Genomic DNA, 23,491 nt, shown 5'->3' with positions numbered 1-23,491 from the left:
CTCCTTAGTCTTCGTCGTCTTCGAGCGGATCGTAGTCGGAATCGACACCGGCGGCTGCATGGGAACCGTTGAACTTGAAGCCCATGAAGACGACAGCCAGGCACACACCGATCAGAGCGACCGCGATGACGGACAGGTTGAGGTAAGCGGCGAGCAGGAAGCCGATGAACAGGAACGGAGTCATACCCTTCTTGATCATCATGGTGAGCAGCAGGGCCAAGCCGTAGGCGGTCATGATCTTGGTCGAAACGTTAAGACCAGTGGACAGCCACTCGGGAACCATGTTGACGATGGCCTGAACCAGGTCGGTGCCAACAAAGACGGCGAGGAAGATCGGCAGGAAGTACATGACGGCGTACAGACCAGTGCCGACGCAGATGTGCATACGGTAGGCGGTCTTGAACTTTCCGTTATCGATCGCGCTATCTGCCACATGGGTGAGGGCGGCGATGATGGAACGGAACACGATGCCGAGGAGCTGACCCAGGACGGCGACCGGGATGGCGATCGTCATGGCGGTCTCGGCGGAAGCATCGGTCAGGCACGCAAAGGCAGCGGCCACGATGCCGCCCAGGACCATATCGGGCGGAACGGCAGCACCGACCTGCACCAGGCCCATGGACACGAGCTCGACGGCGGCACCGACGGCAAGGCCGGTGGGCACATCGCCCAGCAGCAGACCGACGAGCGTAGCGCCAACGAGGGGCTGCTCGAAGTTAAGACGACCGAGCAGGCGGGAGTCCCACATGCAGAACACGCCGACGAGGCCGACGAGCACCGCACTGATGAACGTATTCATACCCTTCTCCTTTCAGTCAGGCAAAAGCCTGGTTGACTACAGCTTGGCGTCGATGTCGACGCTCTGATACGTGGGGGTCTGCTGGACATAGAGCTTGATGCCCATGTCGAGCAGCTGGTTGATGTCGGCCTTCTGCGTGGCGTCGAAGAAGACGGAGCTGTCCTTGCCGCCGACCTGATCGGCACCGTCGTGGTTGGCGGTGGCGCCCAGGTTGATGGCGTCGAGCTTGTAGCCCTGGCAGAACTGCAGCATCTCGGCAGTGTTGCCAAAGACGAACATGACGCGCTCGCCAAGGGTGTTGAGCTTGTCCATCTTGGCGAGGGCGCGCTCGACGGTGAAGACGTTCAGGCGCACGCCCTGGGGCTTGGCCAGCTTAAGAGCGCCCTTCTTGATGTCATCGTTGGCGGCAGCGTTGTCGACGACGATGATGCGCTCGGCCTGAACCTTGGTGGTCCAGGTAAAGACGACCTGACCGTGCAGCAGACGGTAGTCAAGACGTGCGAGGACGATCTTGGCGGGACCGGAGCTGTGATGGGACGCCTTGGCCTTCTTGGCGGGAGCCGCGACGGCCTCGACCGGTGCGTTGGGGTTGGTCAGACCAGTGCGGGCCTCGTTGATGAGGGCCGCGAGCTCGGTGCCCTTGACGGGGGCGGGGCTCATAGCGAGCGTGAGCGCCAGCGGGATGTTGAAACCGCTGACAACCGTGAACTTCGTGCCGTTCTTGGAAAGCTCGACCATGCTGTTGTTGACCGAGCTGCCGAGCATATCGGTCAGCACATAGACGGTGTCGTCCGCGTTGAACGTGGCGATCATGGCGTCCACCTTATTGGTGATGGGCTCCTTGTCGTCACGAGCAAGCGACACGACGTGGACGTTCGACACGTCGCCGAGAACCATCTCGAGCGTGTCTTTGGCGCCTGCGGCCAGGCCGCCATGAGATGCGAGAATGATCTGATTCATCTTGCCTCCTCCTTTTCGTTATGGTCATTATAACGTTTTATACGCTACTTACATTGATAATTAGTATAAAGACCGTTCGCGGTTAAAAATCGACCGTTTACGGGTTTAACGTACTCGAAACGTTGGGGCTGGGTAGGCGGGCACTGGCTGGATAACCCCAGGTCGGATGCCGCACGCAATTCCCTATCGCACGAAGTACCAGGGACTTTCCTGTACGGTGGGCTCCAGCGCGATGCCGGTGCGTTCCTTAAACAGATCCATGTCCTGCGATTTCTCCGTCCACCACGCGTTGGGCTTAAAGGTCATGCTCTCAATGACATGACCGACAAACACACTGTTGCGCAGCCTGGAGAAGTCGGTGTTCATGATCAGGATGGACGCGAGCACCAGCACGATGCCCAGGACCTTGATCGCGCCGGCGGGCTCGGCGTAGACACCAATGCCCAGCAGTACGGTGACAACTGTCTCGAATGACATTACGACGGGAACTTTCGACGTCTCGAGCCCCATGGACAGACCCTGCATATATAAGATGTAAGCCACGGCTGTGGGGATGAGTCCAAAGCCAAGGAACAACAGCAGCAGCTGTGGCGACATTGCCGCGGCGACATCCGGCCACGGAGCCGCGATAGCTGCCATAACCGCACCGCCAAAAACAAAGCCCCAAAACGTGACAGCCAGCGGGTGGACCGTCTTGGTTGCTATTCGGCTAAACACCGCGAGCGACGCACCGCAAAGGCCTGCAATCACACCCGACGTGACGCCCCAAACCGAAAAATGAAAACCGGAAAGGTCGCCATTGGTCACTGCAAGCACGCAGCCAACGATGTTAAAGACAATGGCAACGAGCTTGTTAGGGGTCACGTCCTCGCGATAAAGCACGCGGCCGAGCATGACGCCAAACACCGGCGAGGTGTAGAGCAGCACCGAGGCCGTGGACATGCCCACCTCGCCCATGCACTCGTAATAGCAGGTGTTGGCGGCGGCCAAACCGACGATACCGACAAGCGCGCAGGGAACAAGCTCTTTAGGGCTTGCCTTGAACAGGGTCAGCGGACCCTGAGCCACGGTAGACCCCTCACCCGGGCGGCAGCCCATAAACATCAGGACCGGCGCCAAGATAAGCGCTCCGACCAACAAGCGAAAGGCAGCCATGCTCTGGGACGAAACGCCCATGGCCGAGATGCCGTTTACAAAGATTCCGATGCTGCCCCACATAAGCGCGGCGATCAGCACCAGCACATAGCCCAGATTGCTTTTCTTCAACGCAGCCTCCTCGGTATTGTTTCCAATATGTTTCATACTACGTTATAGTCGTTATATACATTTTTCAAGCCACAAATCGCCGAACGGAAAATGATCCGCTGGGGACGGAGGAAAACGGATCACTGAGGGGCTGGTCTGAGTCAGTGATCCGTTTTCCTCCGTCCCCAGCGGATCATTTGGCTGTTGCGGTGAAATAGTTCCTAAATAGAGGCTTCAAGCCCCCAAACAGGAACTATTCCACCGCAACTTATGAGGACATCGAGCTGTTAGGCCGCTCTATCCCCTAGTAGTCAAGCTTCCACATGTAGCGGCGCGTCATATAGTCCTTGTGGGTGACGGCAGAGAGCGCGCGCATGTAGACGTTGTTGAGGATCGGCGCGAAGATCAGGTGGTTGAAGTATTCGCTCACGCTGTCCTTGATGTCGTTGAGGCCGAGCTCCTTGGCGTCGAGCTGATAGACGCGCTCGCCACCGTACTGGTTGACGAAGCGGATGCCGCGCTCGTCGTTGCAGCGGCTGCGGCCGACGCTGATGAGCTGGAACAGCGAAGTTCGCTTGTCCAGGATCTCGAAGGGGCCATGGAAGAAGTCGCAGGTGTTGATGGTGCAGGAGTCGATCTGTAGCATCTCCTGCACGTTGCAGATGCTAAAGACGTAGGCGGCACCAAAGAGCGGACCCTGAGCCATCACGTTGATGCAGGGCTTGTCGGCGTTCTGCTCGGCCCACTTGGCAGCAAGCGGACGGGTGTACTCGACGGCCTTGCGATAGATGGGGTCGACCAAGTCGAAGGCGGCCATGGCGGTCTCGTACTCGGCATAGCCCTCGGTCTGCTGCATGAGCTCCATGGCGATCATGGTCACGACGGCGGAGTTGGTGCGGCCCATGCAGGACTCGTCGACGGCCAGGCTGTCGTACTGAATCTTGTAGTCGCAGACCTCGGTGAGGGCGGATTCGTCAACATAGATGGCGATGGTGCTGGCGCCGTGGTCCTTGGCGACCTGGGCGGCGACGATAGTCTCCTTGGTGCCGCGCATGGACACGACGACGGCCAAGGTGTTCTCGTTAACGTAGGCAGGGGTGGCGTGCACGAACTCGTTGCTGGTGTAGCTGGAGCTCACGACCTGCGTGGCCTCGTGCTCCATAAAGTACTGGGCAGGATAGTTACCGCCGTTGGATCCGCCGGCGCCAATCCACACGACGCGCTTGATGCCGCCCTTGTCTGCCTTGTCGGCCAAAACCTGGGAGACGACATCTTTAACCTGTTCCTGAGTAATCATCGTGCATCAGCCTTTCTTCTCGTTTGATGCTCATCACAGGCATACAAGTTACATACATGTTTTGGTTATGTCGACTAGTTGTATGCTATATTTGTCTTAGAAATTTTGCTGCTGTGGTTTTCGGTAGCTCGATACCAGCAGTTTTATTGTTTTATTAAATACATGCTTGCTTAGGTAAGCATACAGGTTAGAAATAGGTTGGCAATATGGGCGTCACATCTAAAAAGAAACTGACCCAATACGAGCGCTTGGCGGGCACGCTGCGCGATCGCATCGCTGCCGGCACGTATGCGCGCGGAGACAAGCTGCCGTCCGAGATGGAACTCATGGACGAATCGGGGCTGTCACGCAGCACCGTACGCCACGCCCTTAAGGTGCTCGTTGATGAGGGCCTGGTGCGCACCGAGCGCGGGCGTGGCGCCTTTGTGGCCGACACGCCCGCGCTCCACGAGAACAACCTGGTGTTTTCGAGCTATACCAAGCAGGTCGAAGGCCAGGGCATGAAGCCCACCACGCGCACCGTGGACTCGGGCTTTGCCAAGGCGGCCGGCAGCATAGCTAAGTTCTTTGACGCCGCCGTGGGCAGCAAGCTCGTCAAACTTGTCCGCCTGCGCTACCTGGACGACGCGCCGCTGTGCCTGGAGACCACCTACCTGCCGCCAAGCTTCGAGACGCTCATCGATCGCGATATCAACGGTTCGCTCTACGCCACGCTGCGACAGGAGTTCCATCGCGCACCGGCACAGGGGCATAAGACCTTTGAGGTGTGCTATGCCTCGCAAAATGAGGCGTTTTTGCTCAACGTTGAGCGCGGGCAGGCGCTGATCCTGATCACCGACTACGTCTACGACACCGACGGCCGACCGCTCCATATCTCCAAGCGCATCCAACGCACCGACCGCGCCAAATACACCGAACCCATCGGCTAACCTGCCAAAATAAACCTGTCCCTAAATGGTAGGATTGGGGAGGTCGGGGAACCAGGTTGGTTTGGGTTGGTTGGGCGTGCGCTCGGCTAGGACCAACTCCATCCAACACATGTCGTACCAGCGACCGAACTTTTGGGCGCAGCGATCGAAGGCACCCACCAGGCGATACCCCATATGGGCATGGAAATCCTGGCTGTTGTGCGTCAGGTACTCGTCGTCCTTGTCGTGCGGCACGGCGATGAGCGCGCACATGTTGGTGATGCCCATCGCAATCAGGCATTGCTTGAGCGCATCGTGCAGCTTGCGGCCCAGCCCGCCGTGGCGCACATCGCGCGCCAGGTAGATCGACGTCTCGACCGACCAGTCGTATGCCTCGCGGCTGTTGAGCGGACTCACATAGGCATAGCCTACCGGACGCCCGTCCAGCTCCATCACCAAATACGGGTAGCGCTTGAGCGTACGCTCGATACGCCCGGCGAACTCCTCAACGCTCGGAACCTCGTATTCGCAGGTAATCGCCGTCTGGCGCACATACGGCTCATAGATGGCAAGCAACGCCGGCGCATCGTCGGGCGTCGCCAGGCGAATCGTCGGCTCGGACATTTCGGTCATACAACCCTTCCCCCTCAAAAACAAAGGCTGCCCTGCGCCAAGCTCAGGCGCAGGGCAGCCCCTTGTCACTACATCAGGCTACAGGACAGCCGCCAACGCGTCGATGTCCTCCTGCGTCGTGGCCCAGCTGGTGCAAAAGCGCACCACCGTGTGGGTCTCGTCGTACTTTTCCCAGTACTCAATCGAGGCATGCTCGCGAATGCGGGCCATGTCCTCGTTGGGCAGAATCACAAACTGCTGGTTGGTCGGCGTCTCCAAGAAGAACTGGTAGCCGCGCTCGTGCAGCACGCGACGAAGCGCCTGAGCCGTCTCGATCGCCTGGCGACCAATCTCAAAATACAGGCCGTCGGTAAAGAGCGCCTCAAACTGCACGCCCGTCAGGCGGCCTTTGGCAAGCAGCGCGCCATGCTGCTTAATACGCGGAATGGGATGCGCCGGGGCGTGCATACCGCAGAACACCACAGCCTCTCCGCAGAGCGCGCCGCACTTGGTACCGCCGATGTAGAACACGTCGCACAGCTGCGCCAGCTCGGGCAGGGTAATGTCGCACTCATCGGCCGCCAGCGCATAGGCCAGGCGAGCACCGTCCACAAACAGCGGAATCTCGCGCTTCTGGCACACTGCGTGAATCGCCGCGAGCTCGGCCTTGGAGTACAGCGTGCCGTACTCGGTCGATAGGCTCACGTACACGGCACCCGGGAACACCGTATGCTCGTAGCTCTCGTTTTCGTAGAACACCTGGATATAGTTCTCAAGGTCCTCGGCGTGCATCTTGCCCTCGTAGCCGGGGATGGTGAGCACCTTGTGGCCGCCAAACTCGATGGCGCCCGCCTCGTGGCAGGCGACGTGGCCAGTCTCGGCAGCAACGACGCCCTCGTACGGCGCGAGCAGCATGTCGATCACCGTCGCGTTGGCCTGCGTGCCGCCCACCAGAAAAAACACGTCGGCATCGGGGGCCTGACAGGCCTCGCGGATAAGCTGCTTGGCACGCTCGGTATGTGCATCGGTACCGTATCCGGGCTGCGGCTCCATATTGGTGTCGACGAGCGCCTGCAGCACCGCCGGGTGTGCGCCGTGGGAATAATCGTTGTTAAACGCGAGCATGGCAATCCTCTCTTACCGGGTATCGGCCAGATGATTCAAACGGAGCTATTGTACGCCGCTGGGATAGGCAATGCGCGCGGCAAGGCACTCAAGTGCCAGCACCAGAGCAAAACCGCAGCTCACGTCACTCAAAAAGTGCGCTCCGATCACGATGCGGCCAAACGCGACGAACGCCACAACCACAGCCGCCGTCCAAAAGACCACACGACGGCGCGACGGCTTTTCCTTAAAGGCCGCTGCGGGAAGCCCGGCGAGCATAAGGCCGATCGCCGCGTGCGCCGCGTGTCCGCTCGCAAACGACTTAAAGCCGTCCTTGACTACACCGGCGGCAATATAGGCCCGCTTGTCGGGGTTGCCGATCACCCACCACGGCTGAAACTCGAGCCCCGGCGTCACCTCGACCACGCGCATGCGCGGGCGCGACCACAGCGGCTTGACGATCACGTTGAGGATGATGGCCTGAGCGACCCACACGGCAAGCACCATGAGCGCCCAGCGTGTGAGCTCGTCGGGCTCGGTCGTGCGCGTGAGGCGATAGACGATAAGGTTGGCGACGATGGCCAGCACAAACGTCAGCACCAACTGAGCCGCGATGAGTTTGCCGCCAACCCTCAGGGACGAAACGATCTCATAGCCGGTCAGGCCAACATTGACGAGGATGCCGAGCACGGCGAGCCATTTGCTCCCCCTGGAGTCGGGACGCACCGCACGCACGAGCATAACGCCCGCGACGCTCGCCGTCAGCTCAAACGGCAGCTCGCCGGCCGCCTCGATAAAGCGGCCGTACATACTGCCGATGTTGAACAGCGAGCTCGAGATCTGATAATCGAAGAAACTGCCCACGCCCAGGCAGAGGGCAAGGATAACCGCGATAGCAGCGGCATCTTTCTTATAGATGTACCCGAACATGCTTTCCTTTCGATGGAACCAGATTGCCCAAATGGGGCGTTTACGGCGTCGACCCGTTAGTCATCGTCGGACGTGCCCAGCTGCTGCAGCAGCATGAGTGCCGCGGCCACGGGGCCGGTGCCGTCGTTGGCGTCGAGACCGCGACCCAGGCCGCTGCCCGCGCCGGCTCCCGCCTTGTAGGGCACCGACAGTTTGCGGCTCTTGGGGAAGTTTACCGCGCCATAGCGGGTCTTAAGCTCATAGGCCACCTTCTTGGGAACGTCGACGCCCAAAAACGTGATGCGACCGCCGCTGAGCGTAACGCTCTCGAGCCCCAGGCGCTCGCCGCGAATGCGGATTCGCGCGCGATTGAACAGGTTGAGTCCCGCCAACGGCAGCTCGCCATGCGCGGCCTCGGTCTCTTCCTGCACCTCGTCGATGCTCTCCAGGTCCTCGGCCGCCGCAAGCTTACGGTATACGAGCACGCGCTGATCCACCGCCGGCAGGTACTCCTCGGACAAGAAGTAGTCGGCCGGCAGGTTAATACCCACGCTCGCGGCCTCCACACCGGCATCGTCGTCGCCACGCGCCTCGGCCACGGCCTGACCCAGCATCTGCGTAAACAGGTCAAAGCCCACGCTCGACAGATTGCCGTGCTGCTCGGCGCCCATGAGCGAGCCGGCGCCGCGAATCTCCAGGTCGCGCATGGCGATACGCATGCCGCTGCCCAGGTCCTGGAACTCGGAGAGTGCGGTCAGGCGTGCCGTAGCCTCCTCGGTGAGCGGCAGCTCGCCCGGGAACATAAAGTACGCGTAGGCTTGCGTGGCAGAACGGCCCACGCGGCCCTTGAGCTGGTAGAGCTGCGCCAGACCCAAGCGCTGCGAATCCTCGATGATCAGCGTGTTGGCGGTCGCGTTGTCGATGCCGCTCTCCACGATGGTCGTGGCGACGAGCACGTCGATCTTTTTGGTCGCGAACTCGATCATCACGTCCTCGACCTCGCGCGGGCTCATCTTGCCGTGCGCCACGCCCACGCGCGCCTCGGGCGCGGCCTCGTGCACGCGCGCCACGGCGTCGTCGATGGTCTTGACGCGGTTGGACACGTAGTACACCTGGCCGCCGCGGCCCACCTCCAGGCGAATCGCCGCGCTCACCACGTCGGGGTCGTACTCCCCCACGTGCACGATCACGGGGCGGCGCCCGGTCGGTGGCGTGGTGATCAGGCTCATGTCGCGCACGCCGCTCGTGGCCATCTGCATGGTTCGCGGAATAGGCGTTGCCGAAAGCGTGAGCACGTCAATCTGCTCGCGCAGGTTTTTGAGCTGCTCCTTGTGCTGCACGCCAAAGCGCTGCTCCTCGTCGATGATCACCAAACCCAGGTTCTTGGGGTTCACATCGGCCGAAAGCAAACGATGCGTGCCGATGAGTACGTCGATCGTGCCCTCGGCAAACGCCTTGAGCGCGCGCTTCTGCTGCGCCGGCGTGCGAAAGCGGCTGAGCACCTCGACCTCGAGGCCAAACGGCGCAAAGCGCTCAAAGAAGGTCTCATAGTGCTGTTGGGCCAGAATGGTCGTGGGGCAGAGCACCATGACCTGACGGCCGGAGTCCACGCACTTAAACGCCGCGCGCAGGGCGACCTCGGTCTTGCCAAAGCCCACGTCGCCGCACAGCAGGCGGTCCATGGGCTTGGGCGCCTCCATGTCGGCCTTAATATCGGCGATAGCCTCCAGCTGGTCGCGCGTCTCGTCGTAAGGAAAGCTCTCCTCCATCTCGATCTGCTCGGGCGTGTCGGGCGGGCAGGCGATACCGGTAATCGAAGAACGGCGCGTATACAGATCGACCAGGTCAAACGCCAGCTTTTTGGCGTTCTTGCGCGCCTTGTTGGTGGCACGCGTCCAGTCGGCGGTGTTGAGCCTAGTCAAGCGCGGCTTGTCGCCGTCGGGACCAACATAGCGCGTGATGCGGTCGACCTGCTCGAGCGGCACGTAGAGCTTGTCGCCGTCGGCATATTCCAGCAAAAAGTAGTCGCGCTCCTTGCCGCCAACTTCCTGGCGCGCGATCTCGCTAAAGAGCGCGATGCCGTGAGTAGCGTGCACCACGTAGTCGCCCGGCTTAAACGGAAACGTGATCTGCGTAATGTCCACCTTGCGACGGCTGCGCGCGCGGTTGGCGTCCATGCGGGCATTGAGATCGGCGATCGAGAACACGGCTAGGTTGGCATCGGGCACCACCACGCCCTGCGGCAGGGCAGCATCCACAAAGGTCACGCGTCCGCGCGAGATGGTGGGTACGGCAGCACCGGCGGCAGCCTGGGCGGCGCCCGCCTCGAGCGAGCGGGCGTTGAGTGCGTCGACGCGGCGCTCGCGGATCGAGGCATGGGCCTCCTGGCGGACAGCACGGTCGGCAGAATCTGCCGCTGCCACGCGTACGCGCTCGCCAATAACGCCGGCGTTTTCGGGGGCGGCCGTCAGCGACTCCTCAAAGGTAATGCCCTCATCGCCAAAGGTGAGCTCCATCGACTCGCGCGCTCCGCGGTCGGGAATGGCAAACACGCAGGCATAGCGCTTGCCCACGACTTCCTGAACGCGCGTCATAAAGCGGTTGTCCGAGCCTGCGATAGCCGGCTGCTCAATCTTGAGCTCTGCCGTAACCGCACCGCCGGCGCGGATCAGGCTCACGTAGTTCAGGCGCTGCTGAGCACCAAAGTCGAGCTGCTGGGCGCGCACGTACAGGCCGTCCAAGCGGACAATCCCCGCCTCGCCGGCACGCGCCTCGATATCCTCGTAGGCACGCAGGCAGTCGTCGAACAGCGAGCGCGGCTCGGACAGAACCACAAGCGCCTTGCCGCTCACGTGCGCCAACGGGCTCACGGTCTGGCCGTACATCACCGGCAAAAAGCGGTCGAGCTCGGGTGTGACGATACGCGCATCAACCATCTCGAGCAGTGCCGCCAGCTTGCTGTCGCTCTGGCTTGCGCGATAGAGCGCCACGTGCATGTTGTGAACGGCTTCGTCGGTAAGCGCCAGCTCGCGGCACGGGAAGATCTCGATGCTGTCCTCGTTGCCGATGGTTTGGCCCGTAGAGCTCACCATACGGCGAATGCGATCAATTTCGTCGCCAAAGAACTCAATGCGCACGGGCGCTTTCTCTTGTGCGGGGAATACCTCGACGGTGTCGCCGTGCACGCGGAACAGGCCGGGTGCGTCGGCGGCGCCGGCATTGGTGTAGCCCATGCCCACCAGGCGCTGCGGCACTTCGTCAAAAGGAACCTCCTCGCCCACCGCAAAGGTCGTGGACTCCCAGTAGCGGCTCTCGACTGGCGGCACGCAACGCAGCAATGCACGGGCCGAGGCAACCATGATGCAGTTGTCCCCGCGCACGATACGCCCCAGAGCCTCGCAGCGCTGCGCCACCACGGCATCGTCGGGCGCCTGCTCGCGCCACGGATAGTCCTTGCGCTCGGGAAAGCGGCACACGTGCGCCAGGCCCACGTAGGCGGCAAGGCTGCGCGCGGCGCGATCGGCCGCGTCCTCGCCGCTCACAATGTAGACCGTAGGGCGCGGGCGGCGCGCAAACTGAGCAGCCGCCATAAGCGTGCGGCCCGACTGCGACACGGCCAGCGTCACATCCTCGCCGGCGTCGAGCCCGGCCTCGACGGTCTGCAAGGCTTCGGCAGTGTAGAGCTGCGCGGCTATACGGTGAATGAGCATGCTGTTCCTCCGGCATCGCAACGCCAAAAGCCCGCCGGGGCAAGCTCGGCGGGTCTTACGTCAAAAGTATTGATTATCATGGTAGCGCATGAGGTGAACACGCCAGCGCACGCCAAACAGCTACCCCAAAACGCGCATGCTCGGGCAAAGATCTGCCAGCGGGCACTCGTCGCACTTGGGTTTGCGGGCGTCGCAGATCTCGCGGCCAAAGGTGATCCACTGGTGGTTGACCGACTCCCAATACTCGTGCGGCAAGATCTTGAGCAGATCCTGCTCGGTCTTGAGCGGCTCTTTGGCGTGCGTCTTGGGACTCAGCATCAGACGGTGCGCGATGCGGTTGACGTGCGTATCGACCGCGATACCCTCGACAATGCCAAACCCCACGTTGAGCACGATGTTCGCCGTCTTGCGCCCAACGCCCGGCAGCTTGACAAGCTCCTTCATGTCGGCCGGCACCTCGCCGCCGTAATCGGCGACAATCATCTGTGCGGCCTCCACGGCGTGCTTGGCCTTGCTCTTATAGAAGCCGAGCGACTTAATGGTATCTGCCACATCGGCAACGCTCGCCCCCGCCATGGCCTCGGGCGTGGGCCACTGGGCAAACAGCTTCGGCGTCACCTTGTTGACCTGCGCGTCGGTCGTCTGCGCCGAGAGCAACACCGCTATGAGCAGCCTATAGGGATTCTCGTGGTCCAAAAAGCACTCAACCGGGCCATAGCGACGGTTAAGGCGCTCGCACACCTCAACGGCGCGCTCGCGCTTGGCGGCATTGGTCTCGCGTGGCATAACGACTCCTCGGATTGGCGGCATAACTTACCTATGGGCACGATTGTCCCACGTATGGGGTCTTTACGCCTCCAAAAATGCGCCGGTCTGGCGGCCCCACAAGCTTGCGTACTCGCCGCCTGCCTCGACAAGCTGCGCATGCGTACCGTCCTCGACAATCTCGCCGTCCGCCAGCACCACGATGCGGTCGAGCGCCGCCACGGTGGACAGGCGATGTGCCACCACAATGGAGGTGCGGCCGCGCATCAGGTTCTCAAGCGCCTCCTGCACCAGTGCCTCGGACTCGCTATCCAGGGCAGAGGTCGCCTCGTCGAGCACCAGAATCGGCGCGTCGGTGAGGATGGCACGGGCGATGGCCACGCGCTGGCGCTGACCGCCCGAAAGCTTAACGCCGCGCTCGCCCACCATGGTGTCAAAGCCCCGGGGCAGGCGGTCGATAAACTCCAGGGCATTGGCCAAGCGGGCCGCCTCGCGGATCTGTTCGTCGATGGCATCGGGGCGGCCGTAGGCGATGTTCTCGCGAATGGAGCGGTGAAACAGCAGCGCCTCCTGCGGCACGTAGGCAACCTGGCGGCGCAGGCTCTGCTGCGTGCAGCGCGAGACATCCTGACCGTCCACGAGTACGCGACCGCCCTGTACGTCGTCCAGGCGCAACAACAGTTTGGTGAGCGTCGTCTTGCCCGAGCCCGATTTGCCCACCAGGCCCACGCGCTGACCCGCCGCCACATGAAGTGTCAGGTCGTCGAACACGCTCTCGCCCGCCGCGGCGTCGCGGTATGCAAAGCTCAGGTGCTCAAAATCAATCGCGCCCTCGCCCACCTTGAGCTCGGGAGCGTTCTCGTCGTCTGCCACCAGACGCGGCTCGTCCAGCACACGCGTCATCTCGGCCGCATCGCCCAGCGCGCGATTAATGCGCTGCATCATGGAGCTTACGTAGTTCAGACGCATGGTGAGGTTGTACGTATAGGTAAAGATCATGACAAGCGAGCCGGCAGAGATACCAAACCACGCGTTGCCGCCCACGACGAACACGCTCACCACGGCCATGGTGATGACGATAAGGCCCGAGGTCGTAAAGTTGCGTTGCATCATGGCGTGCATCGAAACCGTTTCGGCGTCGCGCGCGGCGCGGTCGGCAGCATCGAACAGGTCGCGCTCAAAGTCTTCGCGCCCACAGGTCTTGACGGCCAGGATGTTCGTGACCGCGTCGGACAACACGCCCGACAGTTTGTTCTGCGCGGCGGACGTCGCGGCCGAAAGCGGCATGATGCGCTTATACATAAGCCAGACAAACGCAATGTAGACGACCATAATGCCCACCAGGATCACGGTAAACGTCGGTACCACCGGAGCGAGCGCCGCTACCGTGCAGACAACCGAGGTGACAGTGGGGATGAGCGAATACACCGTCACGTCCACCAACCCCGTGTAGCCGCTCATAAAACGGCTCGTCTGGCTCACAAGCGATCCACCAAAACGGCTGGTATGGAATGTCATGGATTGATTGGAGAGCGTGTCGAAGCACAGGCGCGCCAAGTGATAGTTACCCGCAATCTCGAGCTTGTAGACGGTGTAGTCCTGCAGCTTGGAGAGGATCTGGCCTACCAGGTTAACGAGCACGAGCGCCAGAATGTAGGGGCCAAAGACCTCAAACACCCGGTCGCCCGCCACGGGGCCGGCCTGGACGCGGTCGACGATAAGGGCCATCACGTAGGTGTTGGCAAACGTGAGCAAAAAGATGTAGCCCGCCGACGAGAGCACCGAGAGAAAGACGATCAGCGGCTGCGTGCGCGTGACGTCCCAAAAACGCTGTAGCGTGCGGCGCACGGTTGAGCGTTTGAGCGGACTGGTGCTTCTCTGTGACATGGGCTTCCTTTCACATATGGCGGGGCTAAACGTCATTGTTGCATACTAAAGCGCACTTCAGGCAAGCACGATGCGAAAAGCAGCGGGGTGCCCGCGTTTGCGCCGGCGCCCCACCGTCTTGTTGTAATTATTCCTCGTCTTCTTGGTCTGTGAGAAAGCCCGCGGGCGTGAGTCCCAAGATCTCATCAGCTTGGTCGGCGTCTTCTAGCGCGTCGATGTCCTTGAGCTTGCGCTCCATGACGTTGGTGCGCGTGGTGATGATGCCCTCGACCGTCTTTCCCGCGGTCTCGATTTGCTGCTGAGCGCGGCGCAGCGCCGCCTGATAGCGCGGCAGCTCGGCCTTGACGGCAGAAAGCACGCGCAGCACGTCATCGGTGCGTTTTTGCAGCCTAAACGTCTGGTAGCTCATCTGCAGGCTGTTGAGGATAGCTGCCATGGTGCTGGGACCGGCAACGTTGACGTGATAGTCGCGGCCCAGGGTCTCGATAAGTCCCGGACGACTGACAACCTCGGCGTACAGCCCCTCAAACGGCACGAACATAATGCCAAAGTTGGTCGTTGCCGGCACACTCAGGTACTTTTCGCAGATGTCCTTGGCCTCGCGCTTGACCATGGCGTCGAGCGTCTTACGCGCAGCGGCGACGGCCTCAGCGTCACCCGACTCCTGGGCGTCGAGCAGATGCTCATATGCGTCACCCGGGAATTTGGAGTCGATCGGCAGCAGCACGGGATCGTCCTCGTCTACCGGCAGCTTGACGGCAAACTCAACGCGCTCCGAGGCGCCGGGCTTGGTGGCGACGTTTTCCAGATACTGGTCGGGCGTAAGGATGTCCGCCAGGATTGCACCCAGCTGTACCTCGCCCAAAATGCCACGCGCCTTTACGTTGCCCAGCACGCGCTTAAGGTCGCCCACGCCGGTGGCGATGGACTGCATGTCGCCCAGGCCCTTGTACACGGCCTCGAGCTGGTCGCTCACCTGCTTAAACGATGCCGACAGGCGATCGTTGAGCGTGCGGGAGAGCTTCTCGTCCACCGTCGCGCGCATCTGATCGAGTTGCACGTTGTTGTCTTTGCGGATAGCACCCAGCTGAGCATCGACCGTCTCGCGCACCTTGTCCAGGCGGTGCTCGATGCCCTCGCGGTTGGCACCGAGTTGTTGGGCCGTCTCGCGGCGCAGGTCATCCATCCGGTCACCAGCTTGCGAAAACTCGCGTGCGATGTTCAGGTAACGTTGCTGCTCCACGGCCGCATCTGTCGTCTGCTGCTGCGCGATGGCATTGGCCGTGCGGCGGGTTTCTGCCAGCGCGACGTTCAGGGCATCGAGCGCGTTGTTGGCCTGCTCGAGTGCCGCCAGCGCCTCCGCACCGCCATCGCTGCGCTCTCGCAGCTCGGCGCGAAGGCCCTTGAGCTGCAGGGCGCAAGCCACAGCCACTCCTACCGCTACCAAGGCGATCACGACCAGCACAATATCAACAGCAGACATAGACTCCGCCCAACAAACCCAATCGAACAATAATCGAACCGCAATCAATCTTACCCTGTCATATGCAGCGCGTGGCCGGCGGCGCATCAAGTTACCTTTGCGCTATGAATACTGGCACGCTAACTCTCCCAGCCGGCGCGGATGGTTGTTACGACATCGCCCAGGCGCTGGCCGAGAGCTGTCAAATGTTGGAGCACTTCGCTGGGCGAGGCGCCGTTGAGAATGCACGTGAGGGCATATGAGGCCAAGAAGATTGCCGCGAGTCCCAACGGGATCAGCACGATCATCGCCAGCGTACGCAGGCGCTGGGCCCAGCGACGGCGACGCGCACGACGCTTGTCGAACGCAAGCTCCTGCGCATATGAATCTTGCTGTACGGAATAGGCTCCTGGGTCCACCTCACCCGCAGACGATACCGCGGGCGCGGCGTTTTGCGCAGGAGGCTGGACGGCTGCCCCTTGCATTTGCATCTCCATAAGCCGCTGCTGTTGGCGCAGCATGCGCTCGGCTTGTTGCTGCGGGGTCTCAAGAAACAGATCCATGTTGGCCTCCTCAATAGGAGCATTCGATGCTTGCGCCCAGCATCCCGCACCATCGCGGCCGCGGCAATGAAATCCGCGGCAATAGCCGCAAAGATTCTTTTGTCAGAAAACTGTCGAAAAGTTCAACAACTCCCCTACCAGCACTTTCTTTGAGCTTTTTTCGCCAGCAATCTTTTGCCCTCTCGCCCTTGCGCCATCCGACCAAAACCTAACCAAAAGCTTGACGGAAATTGTGAAGACAGAGACCCCAAACAAAACGTGCCGCCCCAAAAGGGGCGGCACACAAACTAATCTATTAGCCAAAACTCGTTGGCAAGCCCGCGCCGTCAGAACCGCGGCGCATGCCTTTGCCTCGCGCGACCCTGCGAAGCCGTGAGCGAGAGGCAAAGGTATTCCCCGCCCTGCGCTCCGCAGCAGCCAGCGCCACGCGCTAGTAGTTCACCACCTGCTCCTCAAAGTACGCCTTGGGATGGTTGCAAACCGGGCACACCTCGGGCGCCTTGGCACCAACATGCAGGTGCCCGCAGTTCAGGCACTTCCACACCTTTACGCCCTCGCGCTCAAACACCTCGCCCGATTCAATGCGCTCGACGAGCTTGTTATAGCGCTCCTCATGAGCCTTCTCGACAGCGCCAACGCCACGGAACTTCGCGGCGATCTCGGCAAAACCCTCCTCTTCGGCGGTCTTGGCGAACTCGTCATACATCGTGGTCCACTCGTAGTTCTCGCCCGCGGCGGCATCGCGCAGGTTGTCCAGCGTATCCGGAACAGCACCGTCGTGCAGGTACTTAAACCACAGCTTGGCATGCTCGGACTCGTTGCCCGCCGTCTCTGCAAAGATATTCGAAATCTGAACGTAGCCGTCCTTTTTGGCCTTGGATGCATAGTAACGATACTTGGTGTGCGCCTGGGACTCACCGGCAAAAGCGGTCTCGAGGTTCTTCTTGGTTTGAGAATTCTCAAAATCCATAGGTGTACTTCCCTTCAATACGCGCCGCCCATAGACTTTGAGCGGCATTGCCTTTAGGATACCCTCATGCCGAGAATCTAAACCTTACTATCCTGTTCTGCAAATTCGCGTCATCACACACTCAGCCAGCGCTCGCCTTCGGCACGACAAAAGCCTTCGCGCTCCAGGTCGGCAAGAATGCCCGCAATAAAATCGCAACCAACCGGTTCGCGATCCGCTGCGGCCTCCATCTTGTTAACGCCTGCAACAGCTTCAACAAGCGTTATGCCCGCCGGCTGTCCGTCGCGAGCTGCAAGCAGCATGCGCACGATATGGGCACGCTTTTGCCGACGCGAGCCCTCAAACTTGGACTGGCGGCTGTAGCCCGCCGAGCGCCTAGACGGATTGGGCAGCGTCTTTTTAAGATACGCGCCGTAATCCAGCAGCGCGTAATACCACGCGCGCGGCGTATCGGCATCGTCGAGCGGCACGGCAAAGGGAGCGACCTCATCCGCCGCCGCACCGGGCGCCGCCGGGCAGGCCGCCTGGATCAACGGCACCAGCTCGCGGTCGGGAACAGACGGAACGTCAGGAAAAAAGTGATGCAGAAAGACCGTGCGCACATTGGTCTCCAGGTACACTCCCGGAAGATCAAACGCAAACGACCGAATGCCCTGCGCCGTTGCGGGCCCAATACCGGGCAGCGCGACCAGGTCGCATGTATCACGCGGAAACTCCCCATCCCAGTCCTCCACGAGTCGCTGCGCAGCCTTATGGAGCGCCAAAGCACGGCGGTTGTAGCCCATGCCCTGCCAAGCGTCCAAAACATCAGAAGGAGCGGCCTGGGCGAGAGAATGCACGGTCGGAAAGCGGTCGAGCCATGCCGGCATGCGCGTCTCTACGCGTGGAACCTGCGTCTGCTGCAGCATGACCTCGGAAAGCCAGATGATGTACGGGTCGCGTGTGCGGCGCCACGGAAGGTCGCGATAACGCAGAACCCCTTCCGAACGAATCATCGAACGAAAGGGGTCCTGAATCATAGCTATGCTCCTTATGCGGCGCTACTCCTCCCGACAAGCACACGCGCAAACGGCATACTCGGGAAAGGCGTCGCGGTCGGCGAACTTGGGATCGACGGCGGGGAACTGGCGGCGAGCGACGACATCGTCCAGCGAAACGGAATCGAGGTAGTCACGCATCAGCGCCTGGGCCCCAGCCCACAGGGGATGATAGCAGCACGTGCCCCTGCGTGCACAGTCGCCATCGAGTGCCGTGCAATCATTCATAACCATAGGGCCCTGAACGGCCTCGACGACCTGACGGATAGTGACCTCGCTCGGGTTGACCTTAAGACGCATACCGCCGTGGACGCCACGCAGGCTCTCCACAATACCGGCCTGAACCAAACCGTGTTGGATCGAACGGGCAAACGAATACGGAACATTGACCTCTTCGGCAGCAGTGCGAACAGAAAGCAACCGCTCCGGCTCCTCGGCAAGCATCGCAAGCATGCGGAGGGCATAATCAGTCTTCCTCGATATGTCCATGTTTCCCCTTTCAAGGAATACGAACAGCTCGAACGGGCTCCGGGGCCGAGCTTACGTCGAGACGCTAAATAACCGCCGGGACAACCAAATAGTGAATTAGATGTCCGCTGAAGGTCGAATCCAAAGCAAATTGCATCAGATTAGGCCTGCAGTGGAATTTAGTATAACCTAACCCCCTGTTTCGTTGAACGAGTGTTGCGCAACAAACCCCCCCCCTGTTTAAACCGATATACTTAATTCATTTCCGCATTTCGGAAACAAGGAGCAGAATGAAAGGGACGGCCGAGCGGTTGTCCTATTAAACGCAAAAAGCCACGTCCAAAGACGTGGCTTTGATTGCGTTGGCGGGAAGTACGGGGCTCGAACCCGCGACCTCCGACGTGACAGGCCGGCGCTCTAACCAAACTGAGCTAACTCCCCAGGCAGTCGTTCGCGTTTGTTTCCGTTCGCGTGCGCTGCGGGGATTAGTATACACAGAAGTCTGTTCGCCGCGCAACAACTTTTTTGAAAATATTTTTTGGGTCCCTCCGGGAGGGTCTCCGGGGCCGGCTGGCGCGGGTTAAGTTTGCTGCTCTACAGTCCTGCGCAAGACGGAAAGCACATTAAGTGCTTTCCTTTGCGTGCGGAACTCGCGACAAACTTAACCCGCGCCAGCCGGCCCCGGAGACCCTCCCTGCCGTCACTTTGTTCGAAGACTTTGTTGCTCGCCGCTTCGCGGCTCGGGACCCCCGTTCTCCTCGGCGGGGTTGCATGATGGTTGTTGTTGAACTTCGGCCTTTGGCTCAAAGAAAAACGGGAGATGCAATCTGCATCCCCCGTTTTTGTTGCGTTTACTCTAGGTCAATAAATTTGGTGCTGAGAATCTTGCCGTCTTTGACGAGCATTCTGGCCATGGTGGGGCCCCGGGTACCCCTGGGGTAGCTGGCGCTGCCTGGGTTGAGGACCAAGCAGCGGCCCACCTGGGCCTCTTTGGTTACGTGAGTGTGACCGTTGATGGCTACGTCTACGGATCCCACAGGGAGGTCCTCGCGGTAGTGGGCTACGGCAAACTTAAGGCCCTCGTAGCTAAAGAGCGCCAGACGGTCCACTTCGGGCCCGTAATCGCGGTAGTAGTCGTTATTGCCCAGAACCGCTCGCACGGGGGCAATGGTTCGCAGATGTTCGTAGTCCATCTCCGACGTAAGATCGCCGGCATGGATAATCAGGTCCGCGCCGCTCAACTCATCTAAAAGCGCGGGCGACAGATAACCGTGGGTGTCCGAGATGATGTCGATACGCTTGGCGCTTGCACTGTTCATGGGATCCCTTCCGCAAAACGATTTGGTGCATTCATACAAAAAGCCCCGCGGCTCCGCAGACGATTTTGGTCTACAGGGCTGCGGGGCCGGTGTGCTAGAGGCTCAGGGCCTTCTTGAGCGGTACGACGCGACGGCGCGAAACCGGTACGCGTTCGTCGACGCCCGTAATGCCCAGCTGGATAGCGCCCGAGGGAACCGTCTCGACGTCGGTAACACACGCCAAGTTAACGATATAGCGGCGGTGAACGCGGAAGAAGCCAAAATCACAGAGCTTGGCCTCGAACTGTGCCAGCGAGGTCGTCGACAAAAAACGGTCGTCGACGGTATAGATACAGGAGTAATCGTCCTTGGCCATAATGAAGCGAATGTCGTCCACGGGGATGAGCACCTTGCGGCCGCCCTTCTCCACCGGGATGCGCTCGATGGTCACCTTGCTGTCCGCAACGGGCTTCGTGCGCTGCATGACCTTCTCGATTGCACGATCCAGGCGGGCTTCCTCTACCGGCTTCATCAGATAGTCGACGGCATCCACATCAAACGCCTCAACCGCATGATCGCTGTACGCGGTCACAAACACGATCGCCGGCGGATTCTTAAGCTTATGCAGCGCCTCGGCAAGTTGCAGACCCGAAGCGCCAGGCATCGAAATATCGAGGAACACGACATCAACGCGACTCTCCATAAGCATCTCGATGGCGGAGCGAACGCTCGACGCTTCTGTGATCGTGCCGATCTTGCCCGTCTGCTCGAGCAAGAAGCGAAGTTCCGAACGGGCCGGGGCCTCATCATCCACAATCATCGCACGCAGCATGGGGATAAAACCTTTCGTCAACAAACTACATCGGGCATACGCCAACCGGCGTTAAGCCCGTGACCAATTATTCTACTCTTGAATGTCGAAGATGCTCTCCGACAAATCGAGATGTAGGAGCACTTTAGCGCCCTTACCCGGCGCCGATTCGACGCGCGTATAGGAGTGCGGCCCATAAAAGCGATGAATGCGCTCCGAAATATTGTGCATGGCAACGCCGGCGCCGCCACCCTGCGGGGAGCTGGCGTCGGGACGGGCAGAGCGCTCGTCAAACAGTCTGGCAGCGATGCCCTCGTCCATGCCCACACCGTCATCGGCCACCGAAATCAAAATCGCATCGTCACCATCCCTGCGGACCGTCACGTCAATCTTCAGCGCACTGGCATCACCCATGCCGTGACGCACGGCGTTCTCGACAATCGGTTGGATCACAAATGCCGGAACCAGCGTGTCCTCGACGTCCTCGGACACGTCAAAGGTCGCCAGCACGCGATCCTCGCCAAAGCGCGCCTTCTCAAACGTCAGGTAGCGCTTGGTCTGTGCGACCTCGCGCGACACGGGAATGAGCGAGCCCGAATTGTCGAGCGTTGCGCGATAGAACGAGGAGAACTCGCGCAGCAGCTCGCGGGCGCGCAGCGGGTCGGTACGCGTAAACGATGCGATGGTGTTGAGCGTGTTGAACAGGAAGTGCGGGTTAATCTGCGCCTGCAGGGCACGCACCTCGGCACGGGCCGTGAGCTCCTTTTGCACCTCGAGCTCGTGAATGGCGAGCTGCGTGGACAGGATTTCGGCAAAACCCGAGGCGAGCGCATACTGGGTACGGTCAACGGCACGCGGGGTCTTGTAATAGAACTTGAGCGTGCCGACGGTGCGGTCGCCCACCTTGATGGGTGCGATGATGCCAGCGGGGACCTGGTTGTGTGAGCCATCCGAACCCACCACGTCCACCACACGGTTGAACGACTGGACGATACCGTGTTCGATGACGTAGCGCGTGGCGAGCGTATGAATGGGAGAATTGGGCAGCAGCTTTTCCTCGAACTCGCCCGCGCAGGCCAGTACGTTGCTCTCGTCGGTAACGGCAACTGTCATGGCGCGTGTCTCGGGCAAAATGCGCTGGCACACCAGACGTGCTGACTCCTGCGTCAGACCGCCTTTAATGTCCTCGAGCATGGCCGAGGCCACCGAGAGCGTCTCCTCGGTGTACTGCGAGCGAACCGAATCGGGATTGAGCGTCAAAAAGATAAAGATACACAGGAAGATGCATAGCAGCGTACAGGCGACCACGGTCGCGATTGGCTCGATTCCAGTCGCCAGGGCAAAAACAAAGTACACCAGCACACAAATGGCGCAGGATACGGCAATGATGCGAAAGATTGACATTGAACTATCGCGCTGGGCGCGGCGGTCGATCATTCAGTCCCCTCCAGGATGCTGGTCAGCTGGGCGTCACGCCAGAGCTCATCCATAATCTTGGGCCAGAAGCTCTGGAAACGCAGGTAGCTTGCGGCGTTTTGGCGTGCGTAGGTCCTGGCCTCGTCAATACCGTGGCGCCAAATGCGTAGGTATCCCTCGTGCTCGCGGGTAAACATGCTGCGGACCATGGCAGTCTTACGCACGCGATCGTCAAGCTCGCGCGAAATCCACGGGCCCGGATAGGGCATGAGAGACGCGGCTGTAACGGGAATGAGCTCTTTCTGATGCGCGGCAAACGTTAGCTTGGCACGTTCGTAGTACCAACGGTACACGTCCTGCATAAAGCGCGGCGAGCGTTTCTCGGACTCGGGCGGTAGATGGCGCACGGTCCACTCGTTATCAAACCATACGTCGTAGCCAAATATACGCATATTAAAGAGGTAGTCCAGGTCCTCGCCACGAGTGATAAACGGGTCAAATGCCACGCGGGTAAAGGCGCGGGCATGGAGGGCCATAAGGCCGCCGCACACATAGTTTGAACGCGAAATACGGGTGCCCGAGAGCGCCTTTTTCATCCAGCGATTGAACTCAATACGCTTGGTCCACCAACGGTGGCAGATGCCCACCTTGTCCGTGGGGGCCAGCGGCGATCCGTCTCGATCGTAAAAGTAGCCGCTCTTAACCAAGATTGGCAGGCCCTGACGCGTCTGCTGCCCCAACGCGTAAGTCGCGCGTTTCATAAAGTCGGCATCGATGACAGTCTCGTCGTCATCCAAAAAGATGACGGCATCGTGACCCAGCACGGCGGCACAGGCAAGTCCCATATTGCGGATGGCGCCATAGCCGCGCAGGCTCACGCATTCTCCCGAACCCTTGGGCGCAATCTGCGCTACGCGGTCGGCGATACGCGATGCCTGGGTATTGGTGACTACGGTAACTTTGAGCGTAGGGTGCGCGTCAACGATTTCGCGTACGCGCTTCGACACATCCGCCGTGGCCGAGATGGGACAGACCACCAAAAGGATGATTCGCGGAATATCGCGTACCTGCTCGAGCGAAGCAAGACAGCGATCGAGCTCGGGATTGGTGGCGTTGAGCTTCGTCGAGTGGTCATAGACACCGGGAGCGTTTGCATGGGCATCATCGCCCGCCCAATATGTTGGAATCACAACCGTGGCGTTCATGCCTTCCCTCCCTGCAACACAAAAACGAGGCGCCGCCAAACACAGGCGACGCCCCGCGACCTAGC

At 60.6% G+C, this 23,491-nt stretch carries 21 protein-coding genes and 1 tRNA gene; 2 read left to right on the top strand and 20 right to left on the bottom strand.

All coding sequences use genetic code 11. From position 1 onward, the window contains the following. Positions 1 to 4: 4 nt before the first annotated feature. From ACTQZF_RS00840 to ACTQZF_RS00825, 4 genes are all read right to left on the bottom strand, one after another. A complete protein-coding gene (locus tag ACTQZF_RS00840) occupies positions 5 to 799 on the bottom strand; it encodes a PTS mannose/fructose/sorbose/N-acetylgalactosamine transporter subunit IIC (RefSeq protein WP_154518546.1) in 795 nt (264 codons plus the stop codon). 36 nt (positions 800 to 835) lie between these two features. Continuing rightward, positions 836 to 1,759: a PTS mannose/fructose/sorbose transporter subunit IIAB gene (locus tag ACTQZF_RS00835; protein WP_441049007.1), complete on the bottom strand. Its 924-nt coding sequence runs from the start codon at positions 1,757 to 1,759 to the stop codon at positions 836 to 838. Positions 1,760 to 1,942: 183 nt separating this feature from the next. After that, positions 1,943 to 3,025, bottom strand: coding sequence for a DMT family transporter (locus tag ACTQZF_RS00830; protein WP_441049008.1), 1,083 nt, complete (start codon positions 3,023 to 3,025; stop codon positions 1,943 to 1,945). A gap of 283 nt (positions 3,026 to 3,308) precedes the next feature. After that, the gene (locus ACTQZF_RS00825; RefSeq protein WP_441554275.1) at positions 3,309 to 4,301 is read right to left on the bottom strand and encodes an SIS domain-containing protein; all 993 of its coding nucleotides are present in this window, start codon (positions 4,299 to 4,301) and stop codon (positions 3,309 to 3,311) included. A gap of 206 nt (positions 4,302 to 4,507) precedes the next feature. On the opposite strand from ACTQZF_RS00825, the gene ACTQZF_RS00820 reads away from it, so the two are divergent. Beyond that, the gene (locus ACTQZF_RS00820) at positions 4,508 to 5,230 is read left to right on the top strand and encodes a GntR family transcriptional regulator (protein ID WP_441554274.1); all 723 of its coding nucleotides are present in this window, start codon (positions 4,508 to 4,510) and stop codon (positions 5,228 to 5,230) included. A gap of 21 nt (positions 5,231 to 5,251) precedes the next feature. Here ACTQZF_RS00820 and ACTQZF_RS00815 read toward each other — a convergent pair whose 3' ends face one another. From ACTQZF_RS00815 to ACTQZF_RS00780, 8 genes are all read right to left on the bottom strand, one after another. Continuing rightward, positions 5,252 to 5,842, bottom strand: coding sequence for a GNAT family N-acetyltransferase (locus tag ACTQZF_RS00815; protein ID WP_441554273.1), 591 nt, complete (start codon positions 5,840 to 5,842; stop codon positions 5,252 to 5,254). Between the two features lie 78 nt (positions 5,843 to 5,920). Beyond that, complete coding sequence (locus ACTQZF_RS00810; RefSeq protein WP_118271027.1) at positions 5,921 to 6,946, bottom strand: threonine aldolase family protein; 1,026 nt, start codon at positions 6,944 to 6,946, stop codon at positions 5,921 to 5,923. A 45-nt stretch (positions 6,947 to 6,991) separates the two neighbouring features. Then, positions 6,992 to 7,855 carry a phosphatase PAP2 family protein gene (locus ACTQZF_RS00805; protein ID WP_427719494.1) on the bottom strand — a complete coding sequence of 288 codons (864 nt, stop codon included), beginning with the start codon at positions 7,853 to 7,855 and terminating at the stop codon, positions 6,992 to 6,994. 56 nt (positions 7,856 to 7,911) lie between these two features. Continuing rightward, positions 7,912 to 11,544, bottom strand: a complete 3,633-nt coding sequence (gene mfd, locus ACTQZF_RS00800; RefSeq protein WP_441554272.1) for a transcription-repair coupling factor — start codon at positions 11,542 to 11,544, stop codon at positions 7,912 to 7,914. A 120-nt stretch (positions 11,545 to 11,664) separates the two neighbouring features. Continuing rightward, positions 11,665 to 12,330 (bottom strand): endonuclease III, encoded by a 666-nt coding sequence (nth, locus tag ACTQZF_RS00795; RefSeq protein ID WP_427719497.1) that lies wholly within the window; start codon positions 12,328 to 12,330, stop codon positions 11,665 to 11,667. Positions 12,331 to 12,393: 63 nt separating this feature from the next. Continuing rightward, complete coding sequence (locus tag ACTQZF_RS00790) at positions 12,394 to 14,196, bottom strand: ABC transporter ATP-binding protein (protein WP_441554271.1); 1,803 nt, start codon at positions 14,194 to 14,196, stop codon at positions 12,394 to 12,396. Between the two features lie 127 nt (positions 14,197 to 14,323). Then, positions 14,324 to 15,679 carry a DNA recombination protein RmuC gene (locus ACTQZF_RS00785; protein WP_441554270.1) on the bottom strand — a complete coding sequence of 452 codons (1,356 nt, stop codon included), beginning with the start codon at positions 15,677 to 15,679 and terminating at the stop codon, positions 14,324 to 14,326. A gap of 119 nt (positions 15,680 to 15,798) precedes the next feature. Beyond that, positions 15,799 to 16,221: a hypothetical protein gene (locus tag ACTQZF_RS00780; protein WP_154518493.1), complete on the bottom strand. Its 423-nt coding sequence runs from the start codon at positions 16,219 to 16,221 to the stop codon at positions 15,799 to 15,801. Between the two features lie 26 nt (positions 16,222 to 16,247). Between ACTQZF_RS00780 and ACTQZF_RS00775 the strand changes: the two genes are divergently transcribed. Then, positions 16,248 to 16,433, top strand: a complete 186-nt coding sequence (locus ACTQZF_RS00775; protein ID WP_154518490.1) for a hypothetical protein — start codon at positions 16,248 to 16,250, stop codon at positions 16,431 to 16,433. Positions 16,434 to 16,651: 218 nt separating this feature from the next. Here ACTQZF_RS00775 and rbr read toward each other — a convergent pair whose 3' ends face one another. The 8 genes from rbr to ACTQZF_RS00735 all read right to left on the bottom strand — a co-directional run bounded on the left by rbr (position 16,652) and on the right by ACTQZF_RS00735 (position 23,426). Continuing rightward, positions 16,652 to 17,191: a rubrerythrin gene (gene rbr / locus ACTQZF_RS00770; protein ID WP_154518486.1), complete on the bottom strand. Its 540-nt coding sequence runs from the start codon at positions 17,189 to 17,191 to the stop codon at positions 16,652 to 16,654. A gap of 113 nt (positions 17,192 to 17,304) precedes the next feature. Beyond that, complete coding sequence (locus tag ACTQZF_RS00765; protein ID WP_441554269.1) at positions 17,305 to 18,210, bottom strand: adenine glycosylase; 906 nt, start codon at positions 18,208 to 18,210, stop codon at positions 17,305 to 17,307. Between the two features lie 21 nt (positions 18,211 to 18,231). Next, positions 18,232 to 18,717: an RrF2 family transcriptional regulator gene (locus ACTQZF_RS00760; protein ID WP_154518481.1), complete on the bottom strand. Its 486-nt coding sequence runs from the start codon at positions 18,715 to 18,717 to the stop codon at positions 18,232 to 18,234. A gap of 342 nt (positions 18,718 to 19,059) precedes the next feature. Then, positions 19,060 to 19,137 (bottom strand) — tRNA-Asp (locus ACTQZF_RS00755). 410 nt (positions 19,138 to 19,547) lie between these two features. Beyond that, positions 19,548 to 20,015 carry a YfcE family phosphodiesterase gene (locus tag ACTQZF_RS00750; RefSeq protein WP_427719507.1) on the bottom strand — a complete coding sequence of 156 codons (468 nt, stop codon included), beginning with the start codon at positions 20,013 to 20,015 and terminating at the stop codon, positions 19,548 to 19,550. A gap of 94 nt (positions 20,016 to 20,109) precedes the next feature. Then, a complete protein-coding gene (locus tag ACTQZF_RS00745; protein ID WP_154518646.1) occupies positions 20,110 to 20,826 on the bottom strand; it encodes a LytR/AlgR family response regulator transcription factor in 717 nt (238 codons plus the stop codon). 72 nt (positions 20,827 to 20,898) lie between these two features. Further along, complete coding sequence (locus ACTQZF_RS00740; protein ID WP_427794496.1) at positions 20,899 to 22,242, bottom strand: histidine kinase; 1,344 nt, start codon at positions 22,240 to 22,242, stop codon at positions 20,899 to 20,901. Continuing rightward, positions 22,239 to 23,426 (bottom strand): glycosyltransferase, encoded by a 1,188-nt coding sequence (locus ACTQZF_RS00735; protein WP_441554268.1) that lies wholly within the window; start codon positions 23,424 to 23,426, stop codon positions 22,239 to 22,241. Before ACTQZF_RS00735 ends, ACTQZF_RS00740 begins: the two co-directional genes overlap by 4 nt. Positions 23,427 to 23,491 lie beyond the last annotated feature (65 nt).

The sequence above is a fragment of the Collinsella sp. LCP19S3_H3 genome (assembly GCF_052119145.1).
Classification (GTDB): domain Bacteria; phylum Actinomycetota; class Coriobacteriia; order Coriobacteriales; family Coriobacteriaceae; genus Collinsella.
The sequence above is the reverse complement of the archived record's forward strand: the minus strand, read 5'-3'. Positions and strand labels throughout refer to the sequence as shown.

Bases quoted from the DNA above. Each gene is read 5' to 3' on its own strand.
- ACTQZF_RS00820 (WP_441554274.1), top strand. From the start codon at position 4,508: ATGGGCGTCACATCTAAAAAGAAACTGACCCAATACGAGCGCTTGGCG.
- ACTQZF_RS00835 (WP_441049007.1), bottom strand. From the start codon at position 1,759: ATGAATCAGATCATTCTCGCATCTCATGGCGGCCTGGCCGCAGGCGCC.
- ACTQZF_RS00760 (WP_154518481.1), bottom strand. From the start codon at position 18,717: ATGGACATATCGAGGAAGACTGATTATGCCCTCCGCATGCTTGCGATG.
- ACTQZF_RS00785 (WP_441554270.1), bottom strand. From the start codon at position 15,679: ATGTCTGCTGTTGATATTGTGCTGGTCGTGATCGCCTTGGTAGCGGTA.
- ACTQZF_RS00805 (WP_427719494.1), bottom strand. From the start codon at position 7,855: ATGTTCGGGTACATCTATAAGAAAGATGCCGCTGCTATCGCGGTTATC.
- ACTQZF_RS00740 (WP_427794496.1), bottom strand. From the start codon at position 22,242: ATGATCGACCGCCGCGCCCAGCGCGATAGTTCAATGTCAATCTTTCGC.
- ACTQZF_RS00745 (WP_154518646.1), bottom strand. From the start codon at position 20,826: ATGCTGCGTGCGATGATTGTGGATGATGAGGCCCCGGCCCGTTCGGAA.
- ACTQZF_RS00790 (WP_441554271.1), bottom strand. From the start codon at position 14,196: ATGTCACAGAGAAGCACCAGTCCGCTCAAACGCTCAACCGTGCGCCGC.
- ACTQZF_RS00735 (WP_441554268.1), bottom strand. From the start codon at position 23,426: ATGAACGCCACGGTTGTGATTCCAACATATTGGGCGGGCGATGATGCC.
- ACTQZF_RS00840 (WP_154518546.1), bottom strand. From the start codon at position 799: ATGAATACGTTCATCAGTGCGGTGCTCGTCGGCCTCGTCGGCGTGTTC.
- ACTQZF_RS00750 (WP_427719507.1), bottom strand. From the start codon at position 20,015: ATGAACAGTGCAAGCGCCAAGCGTATCGACATCATCTCGGACACCCAC.
- nth (WP_427719497.1), bottom strand. From the start codon at position 12,330: ATGCCACGCGAGACCAATGCCGCCAAGCGCGAGCGCGCCGTTGAGGTG.
- ACTQZF_RS00780 (WP_154518493.1), bottom strand. From the start codon at position 16,221: ATGGATCTGTTTCTTGAGACCCCGCAGCAACAAGCCGAGCGCATGCTG.
- ACTQZF_RS00825 (WP_441554275.1), bottom strand. From the start codon at position 4,301: ATGATTACTCAGGAACAGGTTAAAGATGTCGTCTCCCAGGTTTTGGCC.
- rbr (WP_154518486.1), bottom strand. From the start codon at position 17,191: ATGGATTTTGAGAATTCTCAAACCAAGAAGAACCTCGAGACCGCTTTT.
- ACTQZF_RS00815 (WP_441554273.1), bottom strand. From the start codon at position 5,842: ATGACCGAAATGTCCGAGCCGACGATTCGCCTGGCGACGCCCGACGAT.
- ACTQZF_RS00765 (WP_441554269.1), bottom strand. From the start codon at position 18,210: ATGATTCAGGACCCCTTTCGTTCGATGATTCGTTCGGAAGGGGTTCTG.
- ACTQZF_RS00775 (WP_154518490.1), top strand. From the start codon at position 16,248: ATGCTTGCGCCCAGCATCCCGCACCATCGCGGCCGCGGCAATGAAATC.
- mfd (WP_441554272.1), bottom strand. From the start codon at position 11,544: ATGCTCATTCACCGTATAGCCGCGCAGCTCTACACTGCCGAAGCCTTG.
- ACTQZF_RS00810 (WP_118271027.1), bottom strand. From the start codon at position 6,946: ATGCTCGCGTTTAACAACGATTATTCCCACGGCGCACACCCGGCGGTG.